Below are 19206 nucleotides of genomic sequence, written 5' to 3' on the forward strand. Positions count from 1 at the left end.
GGCCTCTTCGCGGCTAAAGCCGCTCCCACAAGGTCCTGCGCAGCCGTCGACAACTGTGGGGTCCCTGTGGGAGCGGCTTTAGCCGCGAAGAGGCCGGTACAGGTTGAAACAAGAAAGCCCCGGCATTTCTGCCGGGGCTTTCCTTTACATCTTACAACTCAGCTTACGCCTGAACTACCGGGATCTTGGCGTTGGCTGCCGCTTCGCGGAACTCGGCGATCTGGTCGAAGCTCAGGTAGCGGTAAACGTCGGCAGCCATGCTGTCGATGTCCTTCGCGTACTGCATGTACTCTTCGACGGTCGGCAGCTTGCCGATGATCGAAGCGACAGCAGCCAGCTCGGCCGATGCCAGGTACACGTTGGTGGCGTCGCCCAGACGGTTCGGGAAGTTACGGGTCGAGGTGGAGACCACGGTCGAACCGGTCTGCACACGTGCCTGGTTACCCATGCACAGCGAGCAGCCTGGCATTTCCATGCGCGCGCCAGCCTTGCCGTAGATGCCGTAGTAGCCTTCTTCGGTCAGCTGGTGAGCGTCCATCTTGGTTGGCGGAGCCAGCCACAGACGGGTCGGGATACCGCCCTTGACCTTGTCCAGCAGCTTGCCGGCAGCGCGGAAGTGGCCGATGTTGGTCATGCACGAACCGATGAACACTTCGTCGATCTTCTCGCCCTGTACCGAAGACAGCAGGCGGGCATCGTCCGGGTCGTTCGGCGCGCAGAGCACAGGCTCTTTCACGTCGGCCAGGTCGATTTCGATGATTTCGGCGTATTCTGCATCGGCGTCGGCCGACAGCAGCTCAGGCTTGGCCAGCCAGGCTTCCATGGCCTGGGCGCGGCGCTCCAGGGTGCGGGCATCGCCGTAGCCTTCGCCGATCATCCAGCGCAGCAGGGTGATGTTGGACTGCAGGTACTCGGCGATGGCCTTTTCTGGCAGCTTGATGGTGCAACCGGCAGCGGAACGCTCGGCCGAGGCGTCGGACAGCTCGAAGGCTTGCTCGACGGTCAGATCGTTCAGGCCTTCGATCTCGAGGATGCGGCCGGAGAAGGCGTTTTTCTTGCCTTTCTTCTCGACGGTCAGCAGGCCCTTCTGGATGGCGTAGTAAGGGATGGCATGAACCAGGTCACGCAGGGTGATGCCTGGCTGCAGTTTGCCCTTGAAGCGCACCAGGATCGACTCTGGCATGTCCAGCGGCATGACGCCGGTGGCGGCGGCGAAGGCCACCAGGCCGGAACCTGCCGGGAACGAGATGCCGATCGGGAAGCGGGTGTGCGAGTCGCCACCGGTACCCACGGTGTCAGGCATCAGCATGCGGTTCAGCCAGCTGTGGATGATGCCGTCGCCCGGGCGCAGCGACACGCCGCCACGGGTGCGGATGAAGTCTGGCAGGGTGTGGTGGGTGGTGACGTCGATCGGCTTCGGATAGGCCGCGGTGTGGCAGAACGACTGCATCACCAGGTCAGCGGAGAAGCCCAGGCACGCCAGGTCTTTCAGCTCGTCGCGGGTCATCGGGCCAGTGGTGTCCTGGGAACCGACGGTGGTCATCTTCGGCTCGCAGTAGGCACCTGGGCGCACGCCCTGGCCTTCTGGCAGGCCGCAGGCACGGCCGACCATTTTCTGTGCCAGGGTGAAGCCCTTGCCCGAATCGGCAGGCTGCTCCGGCTTCTTGAACAGGTCGGAAGCACCCAGGCCCAGTTCGGCACGGGCTTTTTCGGTCAGGCCACGGCCGACGATCAGCGGGATACGGCCGCCAGCGCGGACTTCATCCAGCAGCACTTCGGTTTTCAGCTCGAATTTGGTGACCAGTTCGTCGCTGCCGTGACGGCGCACTTCGCCCTTGAACGGGTAAACGTCGATCACGTCGCCCATGCCCAGGTTGGTGCAGTCGAATTCGATCGGCAGGGCGCCGGCGTCTTCCATGGTGTTGTAGAAGATCGGGGCGATCTTGGTGCCGAAGCAGAAGCCACCGGCGCGCTTGTTCGGCACGTACGGGATGTCGTCGCCGAAGAACCACAGCACCGAGTTGGTGGCGGATTTACGCGAGGAACCGGTACCGACCACGTCACCGACGTAGGCAACCGGGTAACCCTTGGCCTTGACGGCTTCGATCTGGGCCAGCGGGCCGACCGAACCAGGCTGCTGCGGCTCGATGCCGTCACGGGCCATTTTCAGCATGGCCAGGGCGTGCAGCGGGATGTCAGGGCGCGACCAGGCGTCCGGAGCAGGGGACAGGTCGTCGGTGTTGGTTTCGCCAGGCACCTTGAACACGGTCAGGGTGTACTTGTCGGCGATGGCCGGACGCGAGGTGAACCACTCGCCGGCAGCCCAGGATTCCAGCACGGCCTTGGCGTGAACGTTGCCGGCCTTGGCTTTTTCGGCCACATCGTGGAAGGCATCGAACATCAGCAGGGTGTGCTTGAGCTGTTCGGCCGCGACGGCGCCCAGTTCGGCGTCATCCAGCAGTGCGACCAGCGTTTCGATGTTGTAGCCGCCCTGCATGGTGCCCAGCAGTTCGGTGGCGTGCTTGCGGTCGATCAGAGGCGACTTGGCTTCGCCCTTGGCGACGGCGGAGAGGAAAGCGGCCTTGACGTAGGCAGCTTCGTCGACCCCTGGCGGTACGCGGTTGGTGATCAGGTCTACGAGGAAGGCTTCTTCGCCGGCCGGCGGGTTTTTCAGCAGCTCGACCAGGCCTGCAGTTTGTTCGGCGTTCAGCGGCTGGGGCACGATACCCAGGGCGGCACGCTCTTCGATGTGTTTGCGGTAGGCTTCAAGCACAGTTATTTCCCTCATCAGTGGTCCCTAAAGGGGGTCCGGGACGCTCATCCAGCATTCAATGCACCCATGCGCTGCCACGGCTTTGTGGGCCGCCCAGCCAGAGTCGCAAAGAATCCTTACAGAAGCTGCTTTCAAAGTTTTACGCCTGCAGAACGGGGAGCTGATGAGGGCTGGCACGGGCATGCGAGGGATGCATGGCCCGGGCCAACGCCGTTCTACCGGATGAACTGTGCTCGTGACGCTTTGAAAACAGCTTCCAACGGACATTGTTGCCTTTGAAAAGGCGGGATGATTCTACGGCAAAAAAAGCTCGAACGTAAGGCGGCGAAGATGACTTTAACGAGTGACCCTGGTTAGACAAAGGGCTAACATGAGCCCGTGTTCCACCGCCAAGCTGTTGTTTTTCATGTCCAACAAGTCCATCAAGACCCCTTGCGTCGGCCTGTGCTCCACGGTTTACGGAGACACGGTTTGCCGTGGCTGCAAGCGGTTCCACCACGAAGTGATCAACTGGAACGGCTACGACGATGCGCAGAAGCGCGCCGTGTGGCTGCGCCTGGAGCAACTGCTGGTGCAGGTGATGATGGCCAAGCTGGAGGTGTTCGACAAAGGCCTGCTGCGCCAGCAACTGGAGCAGCGTTCCATCCGCTTTGTCGAGCAGCAGTCGGAATATTGCTGGGCGTACCAGCTGATTGCCCGCGGGGCGCGGATGATCCGTGACCTGGAGGCCTATGGCATGGTGCTGCTGCCGGAATTCCGCGACTGGGAGCTGCCGCAGTTGCGCGACGCCATCGACCGCGAGTTCTTCCTGCTGTCCGAGGCGCATTACCAGCGCTACATCGCCCCGGCGTTCCTGCAACAGGCTTTGGAGTAGGCTGTTTCCCGCTGATTTCGGGCGGCATCGCTCGCGTAGTGTCCGGCGTTTTCCATGTACAGGAAGCGCCCATGAGCGACTATGTCTACCACCCGGAATTTTCCTTCTTGGCTCGCTGCTGGTGGCAGCTGGGCGATGAGCTCCTGCACCCCGATCAGTGGGATGCTTCGACCGCCAGGCTTGCGCCCATGTGGCTGCATTATGGCGGGGCCGGGTTTCACAATGACCACTGGTACCGGTATCTGCGGGCCGAGCCCGAAGGCACCGGGCCATTGCAACTGGAGCCATGGAGCTACACCTTGCCCAGTCATGTGTATGGCGAGCTGTTCTGGTTCGGAGCCTATGTCAGCGGTACGGACCGGACCGGGGCGACGCTGCGGTATGAAATGCGGCCTTATGACCGGAACTGGAAACCGCTGCAGCGGATTGTCTACAGTAAGCCGGGGGCGCTGTCAGGCTTTGCAGGCTACGTAGGCGTGAAGGACCAGACCGAGGCGGCCGCCGGGCGTCAGCATCTGGCCGACCCGCAGCACCTGTGGAACCTTTCGGGTATCAACCACAACGATATCAAGCGCGGGGCGCGGTTATGCAATGTCGTTCTGGTCGACGCCGCCGGGCAACGGGCCAGGCGCCTCGCCAACCGGGAGGCGTGGCTGATAAACACGCTGACTGGCGAGCCAGGACTGATGGCCCTAGAAGTGATGGACTACGCACATGAAGCGCGTGATGTCGCCTGGGGCACGGGCCTGCAGCGGGCGGGCAGCAGTCATGTGTTCAAGGCAGAGCACAGTTTCATCGCCAGTTTGTGCTGGCGGCCCGACGAGGCGCCAGCCGGCCCTGCCGGCTCCGCGGACGGCGTGCAGGGCTTGGTGGCAGCTCGCTTTGACGAAGGCTGGGAGTGGAATCCACGGGCAAGGCTGAGTGTGGAGCAGACCGATTCGTTGGGCACGCGCTGGCGCGACGATGAAACCCGACCGGCATGCGAGCGTTTCTGGTTTGCCGCCTACCTCGATAACGGGGTGTATGCGTATGAGATCTGGCCGCTTGACGAGCGCGGTCGGCGCCTGAAGTTCACCCTGCGCAAACAGAAGGGCTGGACCATGAGCCTGGCGCAGCGCTGGCAATCGGTTCGTGCGGAGGCGGATTTTCTCTGGCATCTGGACGGGTTGGACCCGGCTGCCTTGCAGGTGGGGGCAACAGTGGCCAACGTGAAACTCAGGCACAGCAGTGGCCGAGTCGTGAAGCTGGCTGATCGCAGCGAACGCAGGCTGGGTACGGAGGCGCTGGGTGAGGAAGGATCCCTGACTGTGCAGGTGGTTGAAACCTCGGCCAGGTTCTAGGGGGGCGCAAGGGCGCTGCTACAGCGCCCTTGCCGGGGTTCAGTCGCCGCTGTACTCGCAGCCGCTGGTGCAGGTCTCGTGGATGCGGACCTTTGACAGTTCCGGCAGCAGCGGCTTGACCTGGTCCCAGATCCACTTGGCGATCACTTCGCTGGTGGGGTTTTCCAGGCCCGGGATGTCGTTCAGGTAGTTATGGTCCAGTTGCTCGTAGATCGGCTTGAAGATCGCCTTGATTTCGGCGAAATCGCGGATCCAGCCGGTGTGCGGGTCGAGCGGGCCGGTCAGGTGCAGGCCGACCTTGAACGAGTGGCCATGCAGGCGACCGCATTTGTGCCCGGCAGGGACGTGCGGCAGGCGGTGGGCCGATTCGAATGTGAATTCCTTGAAGATTTCCACGCTGTCATAACTCTATGTGAATCAAGAATGCGCGCAGTCTACCAGCATGGCCGCTACAAGGCTTGCAGGCGTTCATGCAACCGCCCGGTGGCAATCAGCTCCAGCAGCTCGTCGCCCAGCCGCTGGCTCTCGGCAATGGCCTTGTACCAGTAGCGCTTGCGGCCAGGCGCATCGCCCATGAAACGCTTGAAGTCGTTGCGGTCGGGCAGCTTGCCGTAGGGCAACGCCGCCAGGTACTGCGGCGAGGGTGTCATCAGCAGCACGTTCTGCAGGCGGGTGGCATCGCCCTTGCGCCAGGGCAGGGCCTTGTCGAACCAGCCGGGTACGACCTTGTCGGTGAAGTGCGGGTACAGCACCAGGTCGTCGCCGCGGTAGGGCAGGTCGAGGTGGTAGTCCAGCAGGCCGCCGTCGCGGTAGGTGCCTGCACCTGCGCCTGGGATGTCTTTCACACCTTCCATGACCATGGGGATGGACCCTGAGGCGAGCAAGGCATGGCGCAGGTTGGCCAGGTCCAGCGGCAGGCAGCGCGAGGGGAAGTCGGTCAGTGCGTCGAGCGGCGGCGTGGCGCGGCCGTCGTGCAGGATGATGCGCTCGAAGTGCCGGGCCAGGCGCGAGCGGCCGAGCAGGTTGCTGGCGATCACCGAACCCAGGCCGAGGCCCAGGCGGCCGCGATGGTCGTGGGCGAGCTGGCCATGGCTCTTCACTACCAGGATGTTCAGGCGATAGTGCGGGTTGGCCAGCAGTTGGCCGTCGCGGCCTTGCAGCAGGTTGTCGAGCATGTGTTGGCAGCTGCGGCTGATTTCGGCCGGGGTGACGCCCTTGGCGAAATCCTGCTCGGTGTACAGTTCGCCCAGGCGACGGATGCCTGCGACCGGGTCGTCGAGGCAGGCACTGGCGAAGCGCCAGGCGCCGATCGAGGCGCCGATCAGCGCACGTTGGCGTGGTGCCGACGGCAGCCACTCACCGAACAGCGCCAGGTCCAGGCCCTGGATGCCCAGCGGCTTCGGCCCGCCAGCCGCACCCGGCAGCACACCGACATCGGCCGCCTGCAGGCCGCGCTCGCGGACCTGCCGCAGGGCACGTTGGCCGGCCTTGAAGGTGAGGGCGGGGTACTTGATGTGAATGGCGCTCATGGCGGGTCTCTTTGGCAGCAGGCGAGTCATTGTAAAGGGTTCAAGGCATGCACAGGGCCTGCAGGAGATTGCCCAACCCATCGGGTTGCGCTGTCGCATAGGGAACAAGGTTCTAGAGCATGTCACATTCCCTGTGGGAGCGGGCGCGCCCGCGAATGGCCCAGCGCGGTGTATGGCACCGGCTCCGCCGGTGTTCGCGGGCATGCCCGCTCCCACAGACCGCGCGGGATTCGGTGATGGCGTGAAAGCAGCCTGACCTGCGCTATCATGGCGCCAGTTGTTTTCAGGTTGAATTAAGGACCGGTGGTTAATCTTAACCCCGTAGACAACTTGCACAGTTCTCAGGAGAGAAGAACGATGAAACACATGACTGCCCTGTTCACCGTAGCCGCCGCCCTTGCCCTGGGCGCCCATTCCGCCATCGCCAAGGATGTGCAGCCCGACGAAGTGGTCAAACTGGTCAATGCCAAGACCGTCAAGTCGCTGGACGAACTCAAGGCCGCCGCCGTGGCCAAGCACCCGGGTGCCACCGTCACCGACTCGGAGCTTGAAGACGAGTACGGCCGCTACATCTACAAGGTCGAGTTGCGCGACACGCAGAACGTCGAATGGGACGTGGCGCTGGACGCCAAGACCGGTGAAGTGCTGAAGGACGAGCGGGACAACTGATGACCCACCTACTGCGGCCGGCGCGCTACCTCGCGCTGGCCCTGCTGGCCGTGTGTTCCCTGGCCGTTGCCCGCGACCTGGACCAGGACGAAGCCCTGGAACTGCGCCAGAAGGGCATCATCCTGCCGCTCGAGCATCTGCTGGAAACCGCCCTGGGGCGTCACCCCGGGGCGCGCCTGCTGGAGGCCGAGCTGGAAGAAGACGACAATCGCTACGAATACGAAGTCGAGTTGCTGACGGCTGAAGGCGTGGTGCGCGAGATCAAGCTCGACGCCAGCAGCGGTGCCCTGCTCAAAGACGAGGAAGACGACTGAATGCGCCTGTTGCTTGTCGAGGACAATGTACCGCTGGCCGATGAACTGACCGCCGGCCTGCAGCGCCAGGGCTACGCCGTGGACTGGCTGGCCGATGGCCGCGACGCGGTGTACCAGGGCCAGAGCGAACCCTACGATTTGATCATCCTGGACCTTGGCCTGCCGGGCTTGCCGGGCCTGGAGGTACTGGCCCAGTGGCGTGCCGCCGGCCTGGCCACGCCGGTGTTGATCCTTACTGCCCGTGGCTCGTGGGCCGAGCGTATCGAAGGGCTGAAGGCCGGGGCCGATGACTACCTGAGCAAACCCTTCCACCCCGAAGAACTGCAGCTGCGCATCCAGGCGTTGTTGCGCCGTGCCCGTGGCCTGGCCAACCAGCCGACGCTGGAAGCGGCCGGCCTGCACCTGGACGAAAGCCGGCAGTGCGTGAACCGTGACGGCGTGGATATCCAGCTGACCGCCGCCGAGTTCCGCCTGCTGCGCTACTTCATGCTGCATCCGCAGCAGATCCTGTCCAAGAGCCACCTGGCCGAGCACCTCTACGACGGTGAAACCGAGCGCGATTCCAACGTGCTGGAAGTGCACGTCAACCACTTGCGGCGCAAGCTGGGCCGCAGCGTCATCGAGACCCGCCGTGGGCAGGGCTACATCTACGCCGGGAGCGCCGCGTGAAGTCGATCCAGGCGCGCCTGAGCCTGGGCCTGGTGGCGGTGCTGGTGGTGGTCGGCCTGGTGCTGGCGCAGCTGACGTTGTGGCTGTTCGAAGTCGGCCTGCAGCGCTACCTGGAGAACGGCCTGCGCAAGGAAAGCGAAAACCTGCTGGTGGCCCTGGTGCGCGGGCCTTCGGGCCTGCAGCTGGATGAGCGGCGTATCTCGGCCGCCTACCAGCGGCCGTTTTCCGGCTATTACTTCCGCATCGATTTCGATAAAGGCACCTGGCGCTCCCGTTCGCTGTGGGATCTGGACATGCCCAAGCCCGCCGCGCCGGGCCTTTCCGACAGCCACGAACTCGGCCCGGAAGGCCAGCAACTGCTTGCCCTGCGTGCCGACTACCGGCGCCTGGGCCAGGACATTTCGATCAGCGTGGCACAGGATTATTCGCCGGTACGCGAAGGTTTTCGGCGCCTGCAGCAGATCGGCCTGGGCATGGGCCTGGTGGCGCTGATCCTGGTGCTGGTGTTGCAGCGCATCACCGTCACCCGCTCGCTGCGGCCACTGGAGCGGGCACGCCAGCAGATCGCCCAGTTGCAGCAGGGCCAGCGCTCGCAGCTGGATGCCGAAGTGCCCAGCGAACTGGCGCCGCTGGTGGGGCAGATCAACCACCTGCTGAGCCATACCGAAGACAGCCTGCGCCGCTCGCGCAATGCCCTGGGCAACCTGGGCCATGCGCTGAAGACGCCACTGGCGGTGCTGCTGAGCCTGGCCTCCAGCGAGCGCCTGAAGGACCTGCCGGATGTTCGCGCGCAGATGCGTGAGCAACTGGAGCAGATTCAGCAGCGCCTGGCGCGTGAGCTGAATCGTGCGCGCCTGGCGGGGGATGCGCTGCCTGGCGCGCAGTTCGACTGCGACGTCGAACTGCCGGGGTTGCTGGGGACGCTGGGCATGATCCATGGCGAGGGCCTGCTGCTGGCCAGGGATGTGCCGCCCGGGCTGCTGCTGCCTTGGGACCGCGAGGACTTCCTGGAGCTGCTCGGCAACCTGCTGGACAACGCCTGCAAGTGGGCCGACAGCGAGGTGCGGCTGGGTATCGCACCGAATGCCGAGGGCTACCAGGTGTGGGTCGATGATGATGGCCCCGGTATCCCCGAGGGCCAGCGGCAGCAGGTACTGGAGCGCGGTTCGCGGCTGGACGAGCAGGTAGACGGGCACGGGCTGGGGTTGGGCATCGTGCGCGATATCGTCGAGGCCTGGGGCGGGCGCCTGGCGCTGCTGGATAGCCCGTTGGGCGGCTTGCGGGTAAGCATCGACTTGCCGCGCAAGGCTCGGTAATGCCGGGTCCCTGTGGGAGCGGGTTTACCCGCGAACACCGGCGAAGCCGGTGCCATGCACCGTGTCGCATTCTTCGCGGGTGAACCCGCTCCCACAAGTTGCGCGGCGCGCTTGAGGAATTTGCTGGCCATATCACCACTGCAAAAAAATTGCAGTACAGCCGCATTTTTTTGAATTAGCCCAATCTCACCCCACCCGGCAAAATTCCCCCACGAAACCTTGCGGTTTCCATCTCTCCACGGACGGAGCCCCTTGTGCTATTGCAACCGCAATACGAGGCCCAGGCCACCTCGGCTGGGCTTTCTTTCTAACCAGAAAAACTACAGATTCCGATTACCTACATGTCTGCCTCGCGTTCCGAAAGTCGTCTGCAGCGGCTGTTGCCAGCGCCCCTGAATATTCCCCCCAAAGAATGGTTGCGTGCCGGTATCGGCGCGTTGCTCGGCCTGTTCCTCGCCGGCTGGCTGACCAGCATGGCCTATGGCCCCAGCATCGCCTTGCACCTGCTCGGCCCGCTGGCGGCTTCGGCCGTGCTGGTGTTCGCCGTGCACTCGGGCCCGTTGGCCCAGCCCTGGCCGGTGCTGGGCAGCTACGCCCTGGCCGGCGCGGTCGGCCTGGCCATGCGCCAGGGCTTCGGCCCGGAGCTGTGGGTGGCCGCTGCCGCCCTGGGTATCTCGATCCTGGTGATGTGCCTGCTGCGCTGCCTGCACCCGCCAGGTGGCGGGGTGGCGGTGAGCGCGGTGCTGGCCGACCCGGGGCTGACCGCCATGGGCGACCACCTGCTGGAGCCGGTGCTGCTCAACGCGTTGATCCTGGTAGCGGTGGCGATCCTCTACAACCGCCTCACCGGCGTGCGCTACCCGAAAGGCGCGGTGCCGCGCAAGGACCTGCACCACACCCATGACCCGCTGCCCAGCGAGCGGGTCGGCATCCGTGGAGAAGACCTGGACCAGGCCTTGGAAGAACTGGGCGAGTTCGTCGACGTCACCCGTGACGAACTGGAACGCATCATCCTGGCCACCGAGCAACACGCCCTGCAGCGCAGCCTCGGCGGTATCACCGCGGCCTCGGTGATGTCCCGCGACGTGCAGTTCGCCACCCCCGACACCACTCTGGAGCAGGCCTGGAAAATGCTGGCCAGCCACCATCTGAAAACCCTGCCGGTGCTGCAGCAGGGCAAGCTGGTGGGGATAGTCAGCCTCAGCGACCTGGTCGGCCCGGCCATGCAGCGTGGTCGCTTCAGTTGGCGCGGGTTGTTCGGCCGCAAGGCGGTGCGCATGGAGCAGGTGATGAGCCGCCGGGTAATCAGCGTCAGCAGCCAGCACCCGCTGGAGCGCTTGCTGCCATTGTTGTGCGAACAGGGCCTGCATTGCCTGCCGGTGCTCGATGCCGACCAGTTGGTGGGGGTGATCACCCAGACCGACCTGATCGCCGGCCTCAAGCGCCAGCTGCTCAGCAAGGCCCAGGCTTCAGATAACCGGGTCCCAGCGTTGTGACCAGTCGCTGGCGCCGGCGGCCACCAGCCGGCGCAGGATGGCGAAGGCCTGTTGCAGGGCTTCGCTGTCGCGCTTGCGCGGGTACACCAGGAAGGTCGGGTAGGTGAATTCCGGCGCCTGCGGTACCCGCTCGAACACCCCGCTGTCCAGGTAGGCCTGTACCACCCGCGTGCGGAAGTAGCCACTGCCGCCCTGGTCGAGTATGAACTGCAAGGCCAGCGGGCCCAGGTTGAAGCTCAGCGCCGGGCGCGCGCAGTCGGGCAGGGCGGCATCGTGCTGGCGACGGAAGGCTTCGCCCCAGTCGATATAGATGTACGGGTCTGGCTGGGCGACCCGGCGCACACGGATCAGCTTTTCCTCCATCAACTGCTCCACCTGCAGGCCCGGGCCGTAGGTCGGCTGGTAGACCAACGCGGCATCCAGCAGGCCCATCTCGACCTTGCGCAGCAGCGATTCGCCGTCGCTCACCTCGCTGCGGATGGCATGGCTGGGCAGCTCGCGGTGCAGGGCACTGACCCAGTCGAGCAGCATCGGGTTGCCCAGGCTCACCTCAGCGCCCACGTGCAGCACTTGCTGGCAGCCTTCGGGCAGCGGCAGGTCGCGGCGCGCCGCTTCCCAGGTTTGCACCATCTGGTTGGCATAACTGACGAATGCCTCGCCGTCGCTGGTCAGGCTGGCGCCGTTGCGGCTGCGCACGAACAGCTGGCAGCCCAGTTGCTGCTCCAGGCGCTGCACCCGCGCGGTGATCGCCGTCTGTGACACGAACAGGCGTTCGGCGGCGGCGACCAGGCTGCCGCAACGCACGATTTCCAGAAAGGTACGGGCCTGATCGATGTCCATGGGCTGCTCGGTGGTTGAAGGGGTGGCCTATTCTAGAGGCTTTGCACCGTTATGGGGCGTTTTTGCGTTGTCTGCAAATTTGCAGGTCGGTTGTGACTTTAGTCCCCTGGCGGCGCGGGTGTAGCGGTCCATACTCAAGTTTCGCCCTTCAATAACAACAAGTACCGGGTTTCTTTCGATATGAGCTACCAGCACAGCTACGCCCATTCCATTTCCGACCCTGCCGCTTTCTGGGCGGAACAGGCCGCGCACCTGGCCTGGCACCGCAAGCCTGCCCTCACGCTGCAAGACAATGCCGACGGTACCCACCGCTGGTTTGCCGATGGCCGCCTGAACAGCTGCTACCTGGCCCTCGATCACCAGATCGAGCAGGGCCGTGGCGAGCAGCTGGCGCTGATCTACGACTCGCCGGTGACCGGCGTGCAGCAGGCCTACACCTACCACCAACTGCGCGACGAGGTGGCGCGCCTGGCCGGGTTGTTGCGCCAGCTGGGGGTGAACAAGGGCGATGGCGTGATCATCTACATGCCCATGGTGCCGCAGGCGGCCATGGCCATGCTGGCCTGCGCGCGGATTGGCGCAGTGCACTCGGTGGTGTTCGGTGGCTTTGCCGCCAACGAGCTGGCCTTGCGCATCGACGATGCCCGGCCGACGCTGCTGCTGACGGCCTCCTGCGGGCTGGAGTTCGACCGGGTAATCGAATACAAGCCGCTGGTCGATCGCGCCCTGCAACTGGCCCGCCACCAGCCGCGCAACGTGCTGGTGCTGCAGCGCCCGCAGGCGCGTGCCCAGCTGCAGCCAGGCCGCGACCTGGACTGGCAGGCGGCATTGACCAAAGCCGAGCCGGTGGCACCGGTGGAGCTGGATGCCGGCGACCCGCTTTACATCATGTATACCTCTGGCACCACCGGCAAACCCAAGGGCATCGTGCGGGAAAACGGCGGCAATGCCGTGGCGCTGTGCTACGCCATGCGCCATATCTACGGCATGCAGGCCGGCGATGTGTGGTGGGGCATATCCGACGTGGGCTGGGTGGTCGGCCATTCGCTGATCGTCTATGGGCCGCTGATGAGCGGCTGCACCACGGTGTTCTACGAAGGCAAGCCGATCCGTACCCCGGACGCCTCGGCGTACTGGCGGGTGGTGGAGCAATACAAGGTCAATGCATTGTTCTGCGCGCCCACAGCCATGCGCGCCATCCGCAAGGAAGACCCCGAGGGGGAGCTGATCCGCAAGCACGACCTGAGCTCGCTGCGCCAGTTGTTCCTGGCTGGCGAGAAACTGGATTCCAGCACCCACGAATGGCTGGAACGGGTCAGTGGCAAGCCGGTACACGACCATTGGTGGCAGACCGAGACCGGCTGGCCGGTCACCGCGCCCTGCGTAGGGCTGGAAGGCAGCGCGGCGAAGCCGGGGTCGAGCAACCGGGCGGTGCCGGGCTATCACGTGCGTGTGCTGGATGACGAGGGCCACCTGCTGGGGCCCAACCACCAGGGCTCGATCGTCATCGCCCTGCCATTGCCGCCCGGGTGCAGCCAGACGTTGTGGGGCGACCATGAGCGTTACCTGCAGGCCTACCTGCGGACCTACCCGGGGTATTACCACACCGGCGATGGTGGCTACCTGGACGATGACGGTTTCGTCTACATCATGGGGCGTACCGATGACGTGATCAACGTGTCCGGGCACCGGCTGTCCACCGGCGAGATGGAGGACCTGGTGGCACGCCACCCGGCGGTGGCCGAGTGCGCGGTGATTGGCGTGCATGACGAGATCAAGGGGCAGGTGCCGTTGGCCCTGGTGGTGCTCAAGGACGGCGAGGGCATTGCCGAGGCGCAGTTGCTGGTGGACCTGGTGGGCAGCGTGCGCGAGGAGATTGGCGCGTTGGCGTGTTTCAACCGGGTGCGGTTGGTGAAGCGGCTGCCCAAGACCCGCTCCGGGAAGATTCTGCGGGCGGTGCTGCGCAAGATTGCCGACGGGCAGGACTATGTGCCGCCTTCGACCCTGGATGACCCGGCAGTGCTGGGGGAGATCGAGGCGGTGCTGGCGGATTTGCCCAGGGCGGGTTGATGTTTTGACTTTGCTGGTCTCTTCGCGGGCATGCCCGCTCCAACAGGTATTGCACAGTTCTCAAGGCCTGTGACATCCCTGTGGGAGCTGGTTTACCCGCGAAGAGGCCGGCCCAGGCAATGCAGTTCTAGGGCCCTACCTGATGCAGCTGCCCCAACCGGCTGCGCGTACGCATCAGGTCGGCAAGCGGCCCGCCCAGGCTTTCTTCCAGCGGCCGTTTGCCGATCACCAGCACCTGCCGGTCCTGGTCATACAGCACATCCACCAGGTTGACGAAACGTTGCTGCGCCGCCAGCGAACATTCAGACAGATCATCCAGCCCATCGATGATCCACTCATCGTACTGCCCAGCCAGCACCAGGTAGTCGATCACTGCCGTGGCCTTTTCGCACAGGTCGTCAAAGCCAAGCACCACCCGCCGGCCATCGACGGCCAGCGCGCGCAGCGGGCGCTTGTTCACTTCCAGCATCACCGGCTGCGGCTCGGGCACCTTCAGCGCCTGGCGCTGCGCTGCATTGCCCGGCCACACATAGTGGCCCCGGGTAAAGCGCTGATGCTCGCGGTTGGCCGGCAGGCTGCGGAAATCGGTATCGCCACCCACTTCCAGCACTTCCATCGCGCTGTTGATCAGGCGGATCACCGGCAGGAAACGTTCGTGGTACAGCGGGTTGGGCAGCAGCCCTTCGGGTGCATAGTTGGACGTCACCAGCAGGAACACGCCGCGGCTGAACAACGCATTGAACAGCCGGGTGAGCAGCATGGCATCGCCAATGTCGTGCACATGGAATTCGTCGAAGCACAGCACCTGGCAATCGCCCACCAGCTCGTCGAGGGTCGCGCCCAATGCGTCGTCCAGCGCCCGGTTGCGGTGCATGCCCTGGTGCAGGCGGGCGAAGAAGTCATGGAAGTGCAGGCGCAGCTTGGCCTGCACCGGCACCGCCTGGAAAAACCCATCGAGCAGCCAGCTCTTGCCCCGGCCTACCGAACCGTACAGGTACAGGCTGCGCGGCTGGCCTTGTTCGAGCTGCGCCAGTTGTTCGGCCATGCAGTGGATCACCCGGCGTTGGCCGTCGCTGAGCTGGTAACCGCGGCTGTGCGCCTTGTCCTCGAACCAGCCGAGCAGTTCGCTCTGGTTGGCGGCGGCGCCGCGCAGGCGTTGGCCAAGCTGGCGTAGCGGGGTAGGGATCCAGGCAGGCAAAAGCAAAGCTCCTTGGGCGATGGCGGGGCAGCGTGCAGCTTGCCCGAGGGCGGCCATTTTGACCAATACAGAAAGTGCGCGGCAATCATCGCCTGATGAGATAGGTTTGCCATGGCAGGCGTACAGTAGATGCTGGAGCCGATGCGAGGAGGGGCGAGCATGCACGCCGACCATGATCTGCAGCGTTTCGTCGAGGCGCAGAACCCTGTGTATGACCAGGTGATGCAGGAGCTGCAGGCCGGGCGCAAGCGCAGCCACTGGATGTGGTACGTGTTCCCGCAGCTCGATGGCCTGGGCCACAGCGCCATGGCCGAACGCTATGCGCTGGCCGGTATCGACGAGGCCCGTGCCTACCTGGCTCATCCGCTGCTTGGCCCACGCCTGGAGGCCTGCGTGACTGCGCTGTTGCAGCACAGCGACAAGAGCGCCCGTGAAATGCTCGGCAGCCCCGACCACCTCAAGCTGCGCTCGTGCCTGACCCTGTTCGCCCGGGCGGCGCCCGACAACCCGCTGTTCCAGCTGGCGCTGGTGCAATTTTACGGCGGTGATCAGGACGCCCTGACCCTGGCCATGTTGCCGGGTTAGCTCAGGCCTTGTGCTCCAGTTGGCGCTCGATCATGTACTTCACTGCCAGCCGACGTTCTTTCAGGCGGCGCAGGTCTTCATCCTCGAAGTTGCCCGCCGAGATCGACTCGGCGGCCAGCACCTGGTTGTCGATGTCCATGTACTCGTCCAGCAGCCGGTCCAGTGCCTTGTCCTGCTGACGGCGTTGCTGGACGATTTCGCGCGGGTAGTGCAAGTCCTGGTAAAGATCGTGGGAGACAGGCATGGGGTCCTCCTTGGTCAATGCAGATGGTTCATCTGATTGGAAGGGAGGAATGCGATTGTGTTGAAGCCAAGCGGGCGGAAAGCGACGGATGGTCGCCTCGCCAACCGCGAAAATGACTAACTCGCTGTTTTTTGGTAATTTTTTTTCATCAGGGGGTTCACAGACCGAAAGTTTGTTGTTAAAGTGCCGCGCATTCCAAGACAACAACCCAGTTGTCACTCAGTTGGAATTGTCAGAGCAGCAGATGCTGCATCCGATACAGGGGCGTCGCCAAGCGGTAAGGCAGCAGGTTTTGATCCTGCCATGCGTTGGTTCGAATCCAGCCGCCCCTGCCATTTTCCTGCTTCAAACGTATCTCGGTCCGGTGCTTGGAAAGACAAGCGCCGGGCTTTGTCGTTTCCGCAGGTTTTGTCGCGGGCTGTTCGGTCACCTGGCAGTTCCAAGCATCTCGTTCAGCAAGCGGGCCAGTTCATCGGCCTGTACCGGCTTCTGGATCACCAGGCTGCCCGGCAACTCCAGCCCCTGCAATTCTGCATAACCGGTAAGCAGTACCACCGGCAGGTGCGGGTACCGCTCGCGTGCCGCCAGTGCCAGTTGCGCACCGTTGAACTCGGGCATGGCGAAATCGCTCAGTAGCAGGTCGATCTGCTCATCCAGCAAGGCCAAGGCCTGTTCGCCACTGTGCGCCTGGCGCACCTGGTAGCCGTACTGGCGCAACACATCGCCGAGCATGTCGCGTACCAGATGGTCGTCATCCACCAGCAGCACGGTGCGATTACGGCCGCTTTCGCTTATCGAGTGGCTGAACAGCGACGGCACCGGTTCGTTGACGGCTTCACCCTTGACTGCCGGCAGATACACGGCCACCTGCGTACCACGCCCAGGCGTGGTGTCGATGCGCACGCCACCCCCGGACTGTTTGGCGAAGCCGAATACCTGGGCCAGGCCCAGGCCCGAGCCCTTGCCGATATCCTTGGTGGTGAAGAACGGCTCGAATACCTTGGCCAGCACCTCTTCACTCATGCCGCAGCCGGTATCGCGGATGCTCAGCATCACGTACTCGCCAGGGTCCGGGTCTTCCGGGCGCTGCGGGCGGGCGTCGATCCGGGTGTTGCGGGTCGACAGCGTCAGTTGGCCGCCGTCGGGCATGGCATCGCGGGCATTGATCGCCAGGTTGAGAATGATCATTTCGGTCTGGGTCGGGTCGGTCAGCGCCTGCCACAGGGTTGGTTCCAGGTCCAGGCGCACCGAGACATTGCCGCCCAAGGTGCGGCGCAGCAACTCCTCCAGGCCGGCCAGGGTGCGGTTGAGGTTCAGCGCCACCGGTTCCAGGCGTTGGCGACGGGAGAAAGCCAGCAACTGCGAGGTCAGCTTGGCGCCGCGCTCGCCGGCTTCGCGGATGTGCGTGAGCCGCGCACGGGCTTTTTCAACGTCGGCTTTGGCCAGGTCGCGCTCGAGGAAGCTGGCACCGGTGAGGATTACCGTCAGCAGGTTGTTGAAGTCGTGAGCCACACCGGCGGTCAGCTGGCCGACCGCTTCCAGCCGCTGCATCTGCTGCAGCGCGGCCTCGATACGTTCGCGCTCGGCGATCTGCTCGCGCAGGCGGGCGTTGGCTTCGGCCAGGCCCAGGGCGGCTTCGCGCTCGCTGGTGATGTCGCGCGCCACCACGTACAGCAGGGTGTCTTCCGGCACCACCACCCACGACAACCAGCGTTGCTGGCCACCGGCATCCAGGATACGCCCGACAAAGCGGGCGCTGGTGCGGCCATGGGCGAGGGCGGCCAGTTCGGTGAGCAGCAGTTCCTGGTCGGGCTCGGGCAGCAGGTGCAGCAAGGACGACTGGCTCAGGCGTTCGCGGGACAAGCCCAGGCTGGCTTCCCAGGCGGGGTTCAGCGCGACTGGGGTCAGGTCCTTGTTGAGCACGGCCAGCAAGTCCTGCGACAGCTCCCAGGCACGGTCGCGTTCGCGGGTGCGGCGCTCGACCCTTTCACCCAGCATCTCGTTGAGCTGGCGCAGTGCCTGGTTGGCCTGGCGCTGGGCATGGATGTCTTGCAGCACCCCGGAAAAACGCACGCACTTTCCGTCGACGAACTGGCTCTGGCCACTGCTGAGCAGCCAGCGCGGTTCCAGGCCAGCGGGGTGGGCGATGCGGAATTCGACCCGATACAGGCCGCCACTTTCCGGGCACATGGCGTGCTCCACCGCCTCGCGCACCTGCGGCAGGTCGTCGGGGTAGATGCCGGCGTAAAACACCTCGAGGCTCATTTCGGTATCGGCGGGCAGGCCGAACAGGGTCTTGCAGCGGTCATCCCACAACAACAGGCCTTCTTGCGGGCGCATGTCCCAGGTGCCCATGCCGGCAGCGTCGATGGCAATGCGTGCCCGTGCCTCGACGTCGGCCAGGGCTTCTTCGGCGCGGCGCCGGCGCTGGCGCTCCTGCACTTCGGTCAGGGCCCGGCGTACGGCCTTGGGCAGCAGCGGCAGGTTCTTCTTGAGTACATAGTCGGTGGCGCCCAGGCGGATCATTTCCACCGCATGTTCTTCGCCATAGATGCCAGACAGGAAGATGAACGGAATGTCCGGTGCCAGGCGCTGGGCGATGGCCAGCACATCGGTGCCGGACGAGCCCGGCAGCACGCAGTCGCACAAGATCAGGTCGTAGTGGGGCTCGCTCAGGGCTTGCTCGACACCGGCATGGTCGAACACCAGCTGCGCCTGCACCTGCAACCCGCTGCGTTCCAGGCGCATCAGGGTCAGCTCGGCGTCCATCGAGTTGTCTTCGACCATCAGCAGTTTCAGCGGCGTTGGCTGCATCGTCGCGGCCACCTCAGATGCTGCCACGCCGGTTCAGGCGCAGCGAGCCGGGTGGCGGTTCGTTGAGTACCGCCCAGAACACCCCCAGGTCGGAAATGGCGGCGACGAATTCCTTGAACTCCACCGGCTTGACCACGTACGCGTTCACCCCCAGCTCGTAGGCGCGCAGCAGGTCGGGCTCCTCGCGCGAGGACGTCAGCATCACCGTCGGGATGCTGCGCAGCTCGGCGGTGGCGCGCACTTCCTTCAGCACCTCCAGGCCGTCGACCTTTGGCAGTTTCAGATCCAGCAGCAGCACGGCGGGGTTGCCATCGTCACGTTCGGCATAGGCATTGCGCCGAAGCAGGTAGTCGAGTGCCTCGGCACCGTCACGCAGCACGATGACCTCGTTGGCCAACTGGCTGCGCTCCAGCGCCAGGAGCGTCAGCTCCAGGTCCCGTGGGTTGTCTTCGACCAGCAGGATGGGTTTGAGCAT

General features: G+C 64.6%; 17 protein-coding genes and 1 tRNA gene. 10 read left to right on the plus strand and 8 right to left on the minus strand.

Going from position 1 to position 19206, the window contains the following annotated elements:
- Positions 1-163: 163 nt before the first annotated feature.
- Positions 164-2773: a bifunctional aconitate hydratase 2/2-methylisocitrate dehydratase gene (gene acnB, locus ABNP31_RS09110; RefSeq protein ID WP_350013408.1), complete on the minus strand. Its 2610-nt coding sequence runs from the start codon at positions 2771-2773 to the stop codon at positions 164-166.
- A 406-nt stretch (positions 2774-3179) separates the two neighbouring features.
- On the opposite strand from acnB, the gene ABNP31_RS09115 reads away from it, so the two are divergent.
- Together ABNP31_RS09115 and ABNP31_RS09120 are read left to right on the plus strand one after the other, a co-directional pair.
- Positions 3180-3647, plus strand: a complete 468-nt coding sequence (locus tag ABNP31_RS09115; protein ID WP_161795747.1) for a DUF1289 domain-containing protein — start codon at positions 3180-3182, stop codon at positions 3645-3647.
- Positions 3648-3718: 71 nt separating this feature from the next.
- Positions 3719-4987 carry a hypothetical protein gene (locus tag ABNP31_RS09120; protein WP_238067520.1) on the plus strand — a complete coding sequence of 423 codons (1269 nt, stop codon included), beginning with the start codon at positions 3719-3721 and terminating at the stop codon, positions 4985-4987.
- A 39-nt stretch (positions 4988-5026) separates the two neighbouring features.
- Here the strand turns inward: ABNP31_RS09120 and queD are convergent, their stop codons facing one another.
- Both queD and ABNP31_RS09130 read right to left on the minus strand, forming a co-directional pair.
- Positions 5027-5383, minus strand: coding sequence for a 6-carboxytetrahydropterin synthase QueD (queD, locus tag ABNP31_RS09125; protein WP_025338446.1), 357 nt, complete (start codon positions 5381-5383; stop codon positions 5027-5029).
- A gap of 53 nt (positions 5384-5436) precedes the next feature.
- The gene (locus tag ABNP31_RS09130) at positions 5437-6516 is read right to left on the minus strand and encodes a patatin-like phospholipase family protein (RefSeq protein ID WP_025338447.1); all 1080 of its coding nucleotides are present in this window, start codon (positions 6514-6516) and stop codon (positions 5437-5439) included.
- 357 nt (positions 6517-6873) lie between these two features.
- Here ABNP31_RS09130 and ABNP31_RS09135 point away from each other — a divergent pair, with 357 nt between their 5' ends.
- The 5 genes from ABNP31_RS09135 (at position 6874) to ABNP31_RS09155 (ending at position 10980) form a co-directional block, all read left to right on the plus strand.
- Positions 6874-7185: a PepSY domain-containing protein gene (locus ABNP31_RS09135; RefSeq protein ID WP_025338449.1), complete on the plus strand. Its 312-nt coding sequence runs from the start codon at positions 6874-6876 to the stop codon at positions 7183-7185.
- Positions 7185-7499 carry a PepSY domain-containing protein gene (locus tag ABNP31_RS09140; RefSeq protein WP_025338450.1) on the plus strand — a complete coding sequence of 105 codons (315 nt, stop codon included), beginning with the start codon at positions 7185-7187 and terminating at the stop codon, positions 7497-7499. The genes ABNP31_RS09135 and ABNP31_RS09140 overlap by 1 nt, the downstream gene beginning before the upstream one ends.
- Positions 7500-8168 (plus strand): response regulator transcription factor, encoded by a 669-nt coding sequence (locus tag ABNP31_RS09145; protein ID WP_013971919.1) that lies wholly within the window; start codon positions 7500-7502, stop codon positions 8166-8168.
- Entirely contained in the window at positions 8165-9484 is a 1320-nt protein-coding gene (locus ABNP31_RS09150; protein WP_025338451.1) for an ATP-binding protein, read from the plus strand. Before ABNP31_RS09145 ends, ABNP31_RS09150 begins: the two co-directional genes overlap by 4 nt.
- 341 nt (positions 9485-9825) lie before the next feature.
- The gene (locus ABNP31_RS09155; RefSeq protein WP_238067521.1) at positions 9826-10980 is read left to right on the plus strand and encodes an HPP family protein; all 1155 of its coding nucleotides are present in this window, start codon (positions 9826-9828) and stop codon (positions 10978-10980) included.
- Here the strand turns inward: ABNP31_RS09155 and ABNP31_RS09160 are convergent.
- On the minus strand, positions 10954-11820 hold the full coding sequence (locus tag ABNP31_RS09160) for a LysR family transcriptional regulator (protein WP_085592929.1): 867 nt from the start codon (positions 11818-11820) through the stop codon (positions 10954-10956). The genes ABNP31_RS09155 and ABNP31_RS09160 overlap by 27 nt on opposite strands.
- A gap of 180 nt (positions 11821-12000) precedes the next feature.
- Here ABNP31_RS09160 and ABNP31_RS09165 point away from each other — a divergent pair, with 180 nt between their 5' ends.
- Positions 12001-13890 carry a propionyl-CoA synthetase gene (locus ABNP31_RS09165; protein WP_350013218.1) on the plus strand — a complete coding sequence of 630 codons (1890 nt, stop codon included), beginning with the start codon at positions 12001-12003 and terminating at the stop codon, positions 13888-13890.
- Positions 13891-14017: 127 nt separating this feature from the next.
- Here the strand turns inward: ABNP31_RS09165 and zapE are convergent, their stop codons facing one another.
- On the minus strand, positions 14018-15088 hold the full coding sequence (zapE, locus tag ABNP31_RS09170; protein ID WP_238067523.1) for a cell division protein ZapE: 1071 nt from the start codon (positions 15086-15088) through the stop codon (positions 14018-14020).
- Between the two features lie 159 nt (positions 15089-15247).
- On the opposite strand from zapE, the gene ABNP31_RS09175 reads away from it, so the two are divergent.
- The gene (locus tag ABNP31_RS09175; protein ID WP_238067524.1) at positions 15248-15673 is read left to right on the plus strand and encodes a DUF1810 domain-containing protein; all 426 of its coding nucleotides are present in this window, start codon (positions 15248-15250) and stop codon (positions 15671-15673) included.
- A 1-nt stretch (position 15674) separates the two neighbouring features.
- Here the strand turns inward: ABNP31_RS09175 and ABNP31_RS09180 are convergent, their stop codons facing one another.
- Positions 15675-15917, minus strand: a complete 243-nt coding sequence (locus tag ABNP31_RS09180; RefSeq protein ID WP_025338457.1) for a DUF465 domain-containing protein — start codon at positions 15915-15917, stop codon at positions 15675-15677.
- Between the two features lie 260 nt (positions 15918-16177).
- On the opposite strand from ABNP31_RS09180, the gene ABNP31_RS09185 reads away from it, so the two are divergent.
- Positions 16178-16252: transfer RNA gene (locus tag ABNP31_RS09185), tRNA-Gln, on the plus strand.
- A gap of 91 nt (positions 16253-16343) precedes the next feature.
- Here the strand turns inward: ABNP31_RS09185 and ABNP31_RS09190 are convergent.
- Together ABNP31_RS09190 and ABNP31_RS09195 are read right to left on the minus strand one after the other, a co-directional pair.
- A complete protein-coding gene (locus tag ABNP31_RS09190; protein ID WP_085663161.1) occupies positions 16344-18731 on the minus strand; it encodes a response regulator in 2388 nt (795 codons plus the stop codon).
- 13 nt (positions 18732-18744) lie between these two features.
- A complete protein-coding gene (locus tag ABNP31_RS09195; RefSeq protein ID WP_015269730.1) occupies positions 18745-19206 on the minus strand; it encodes a response regulator in 462 nt (153 codons plus the stop codon).

The organism is Pseudomonas asiatica (assembly GCF_040214835.1).
In the GTDB taxonomy this organism is placed as follows: Bacteria; Pseudomonadota; Gammaproteobacteria; order Pseudomonadales; family Pseudomonadaceae; genus Aquipseudomonas; species Aquipseudomonas putida_Z.

Bases quoted from the DNA above. Each gene is read 5' to 3' on its own strand.
- ABNP31_RS09130 (WP_025338447.1), bottom strand. From the start codon at position 6,516: ATGAGCGCCATTCACATCAAGTACCCCGCCCTCACCTTCAAGGCCGGC.
- ABNP31_RS09195 (WP_015269730.1), bottom strand. From the start codon at position 19,206: ATGCTCAAACCCATCCTGCTGGTCGAAGACAACCCACGGGACCTGGAG.
- ABNP31_RS09115 (WP_161795747.1), top strand. From the start codon at position 3,180: ATGTCCAACAAGTCCATCAAGACCCCTTGCGTCGGCCTGTGCTCCACG.
- ABNP31_RS09160 (WP_085592929.1), bottom strand. From the start codon at position 11,820: ATGGACATCGATCAGGCCCGTACCTTTCTGGAAATCGTGCGTTGCGGC.
- ABNP31_RS09190 (WP_085663161.1), bottom strand. From the start codon at position 18,731: ATGCAGCCAACGCCGCTGAAACTGCTGATGGTCGAAGACAACTCGATG.
- ABNP31_RS09120 (WP_238067520.1), top strand. From the start codon at position 3,719: ATGAGCGACTATGTCTACCACCCGGAATTTTCCTTCTTGGCTCGCTGC.
- ABNP31_RS09175 (WP_238067524.1), top strand. From the start codon at position 15,248: ATGCACGCCGACCATGATCTGCAGCGTTTCGTCGAGGCGCAGAACCCT.
- ABNP31_RS09165 (WP_350013218.1), top strand. From the start codon at position 12,001: ATGAGCTACCAGCACAGCTACGCCCATTCCATTTCCGACCCTGCCGCT.
- ABNP31_RS09180 (WP_025338457.1), bottom strand. From the start codon at position 15,917: ATGCCTGTCTCCCACGATCTTTACCAGGACTTGCACTACCCGCGCGAA.
- ABNP31_RS09140 (WP_025338450.1), top strand. From the start codon at position 7,185: ATGACCCACCTACTGCGGCCGGCGCGCTACCTCGCGCTGGCCCTGCTG.
- ABNP31_RS09135 (WP_025338449.1), top strand. From the start codon at position 6,874: ATGAAACACATGACTGCCCTGTTCACCGTAGCCGCCGCCCTTGCCCTG.
- ABNP31_RS09155 (WP_238067521.1), top strand. From the start codon at position 9,826: ATGTCTGCCTCGCGTTCCGAAAGTCGTCTGCAGCGGCTGTTGCCAGCG.
- ABNP31_RS09145 (WP_013971919.1), top strand. From the start codon at position 7,500: ATGCGCCTGTTGCTTGTCGAGGACAATGTACCGCTGGCCGATGAACTG.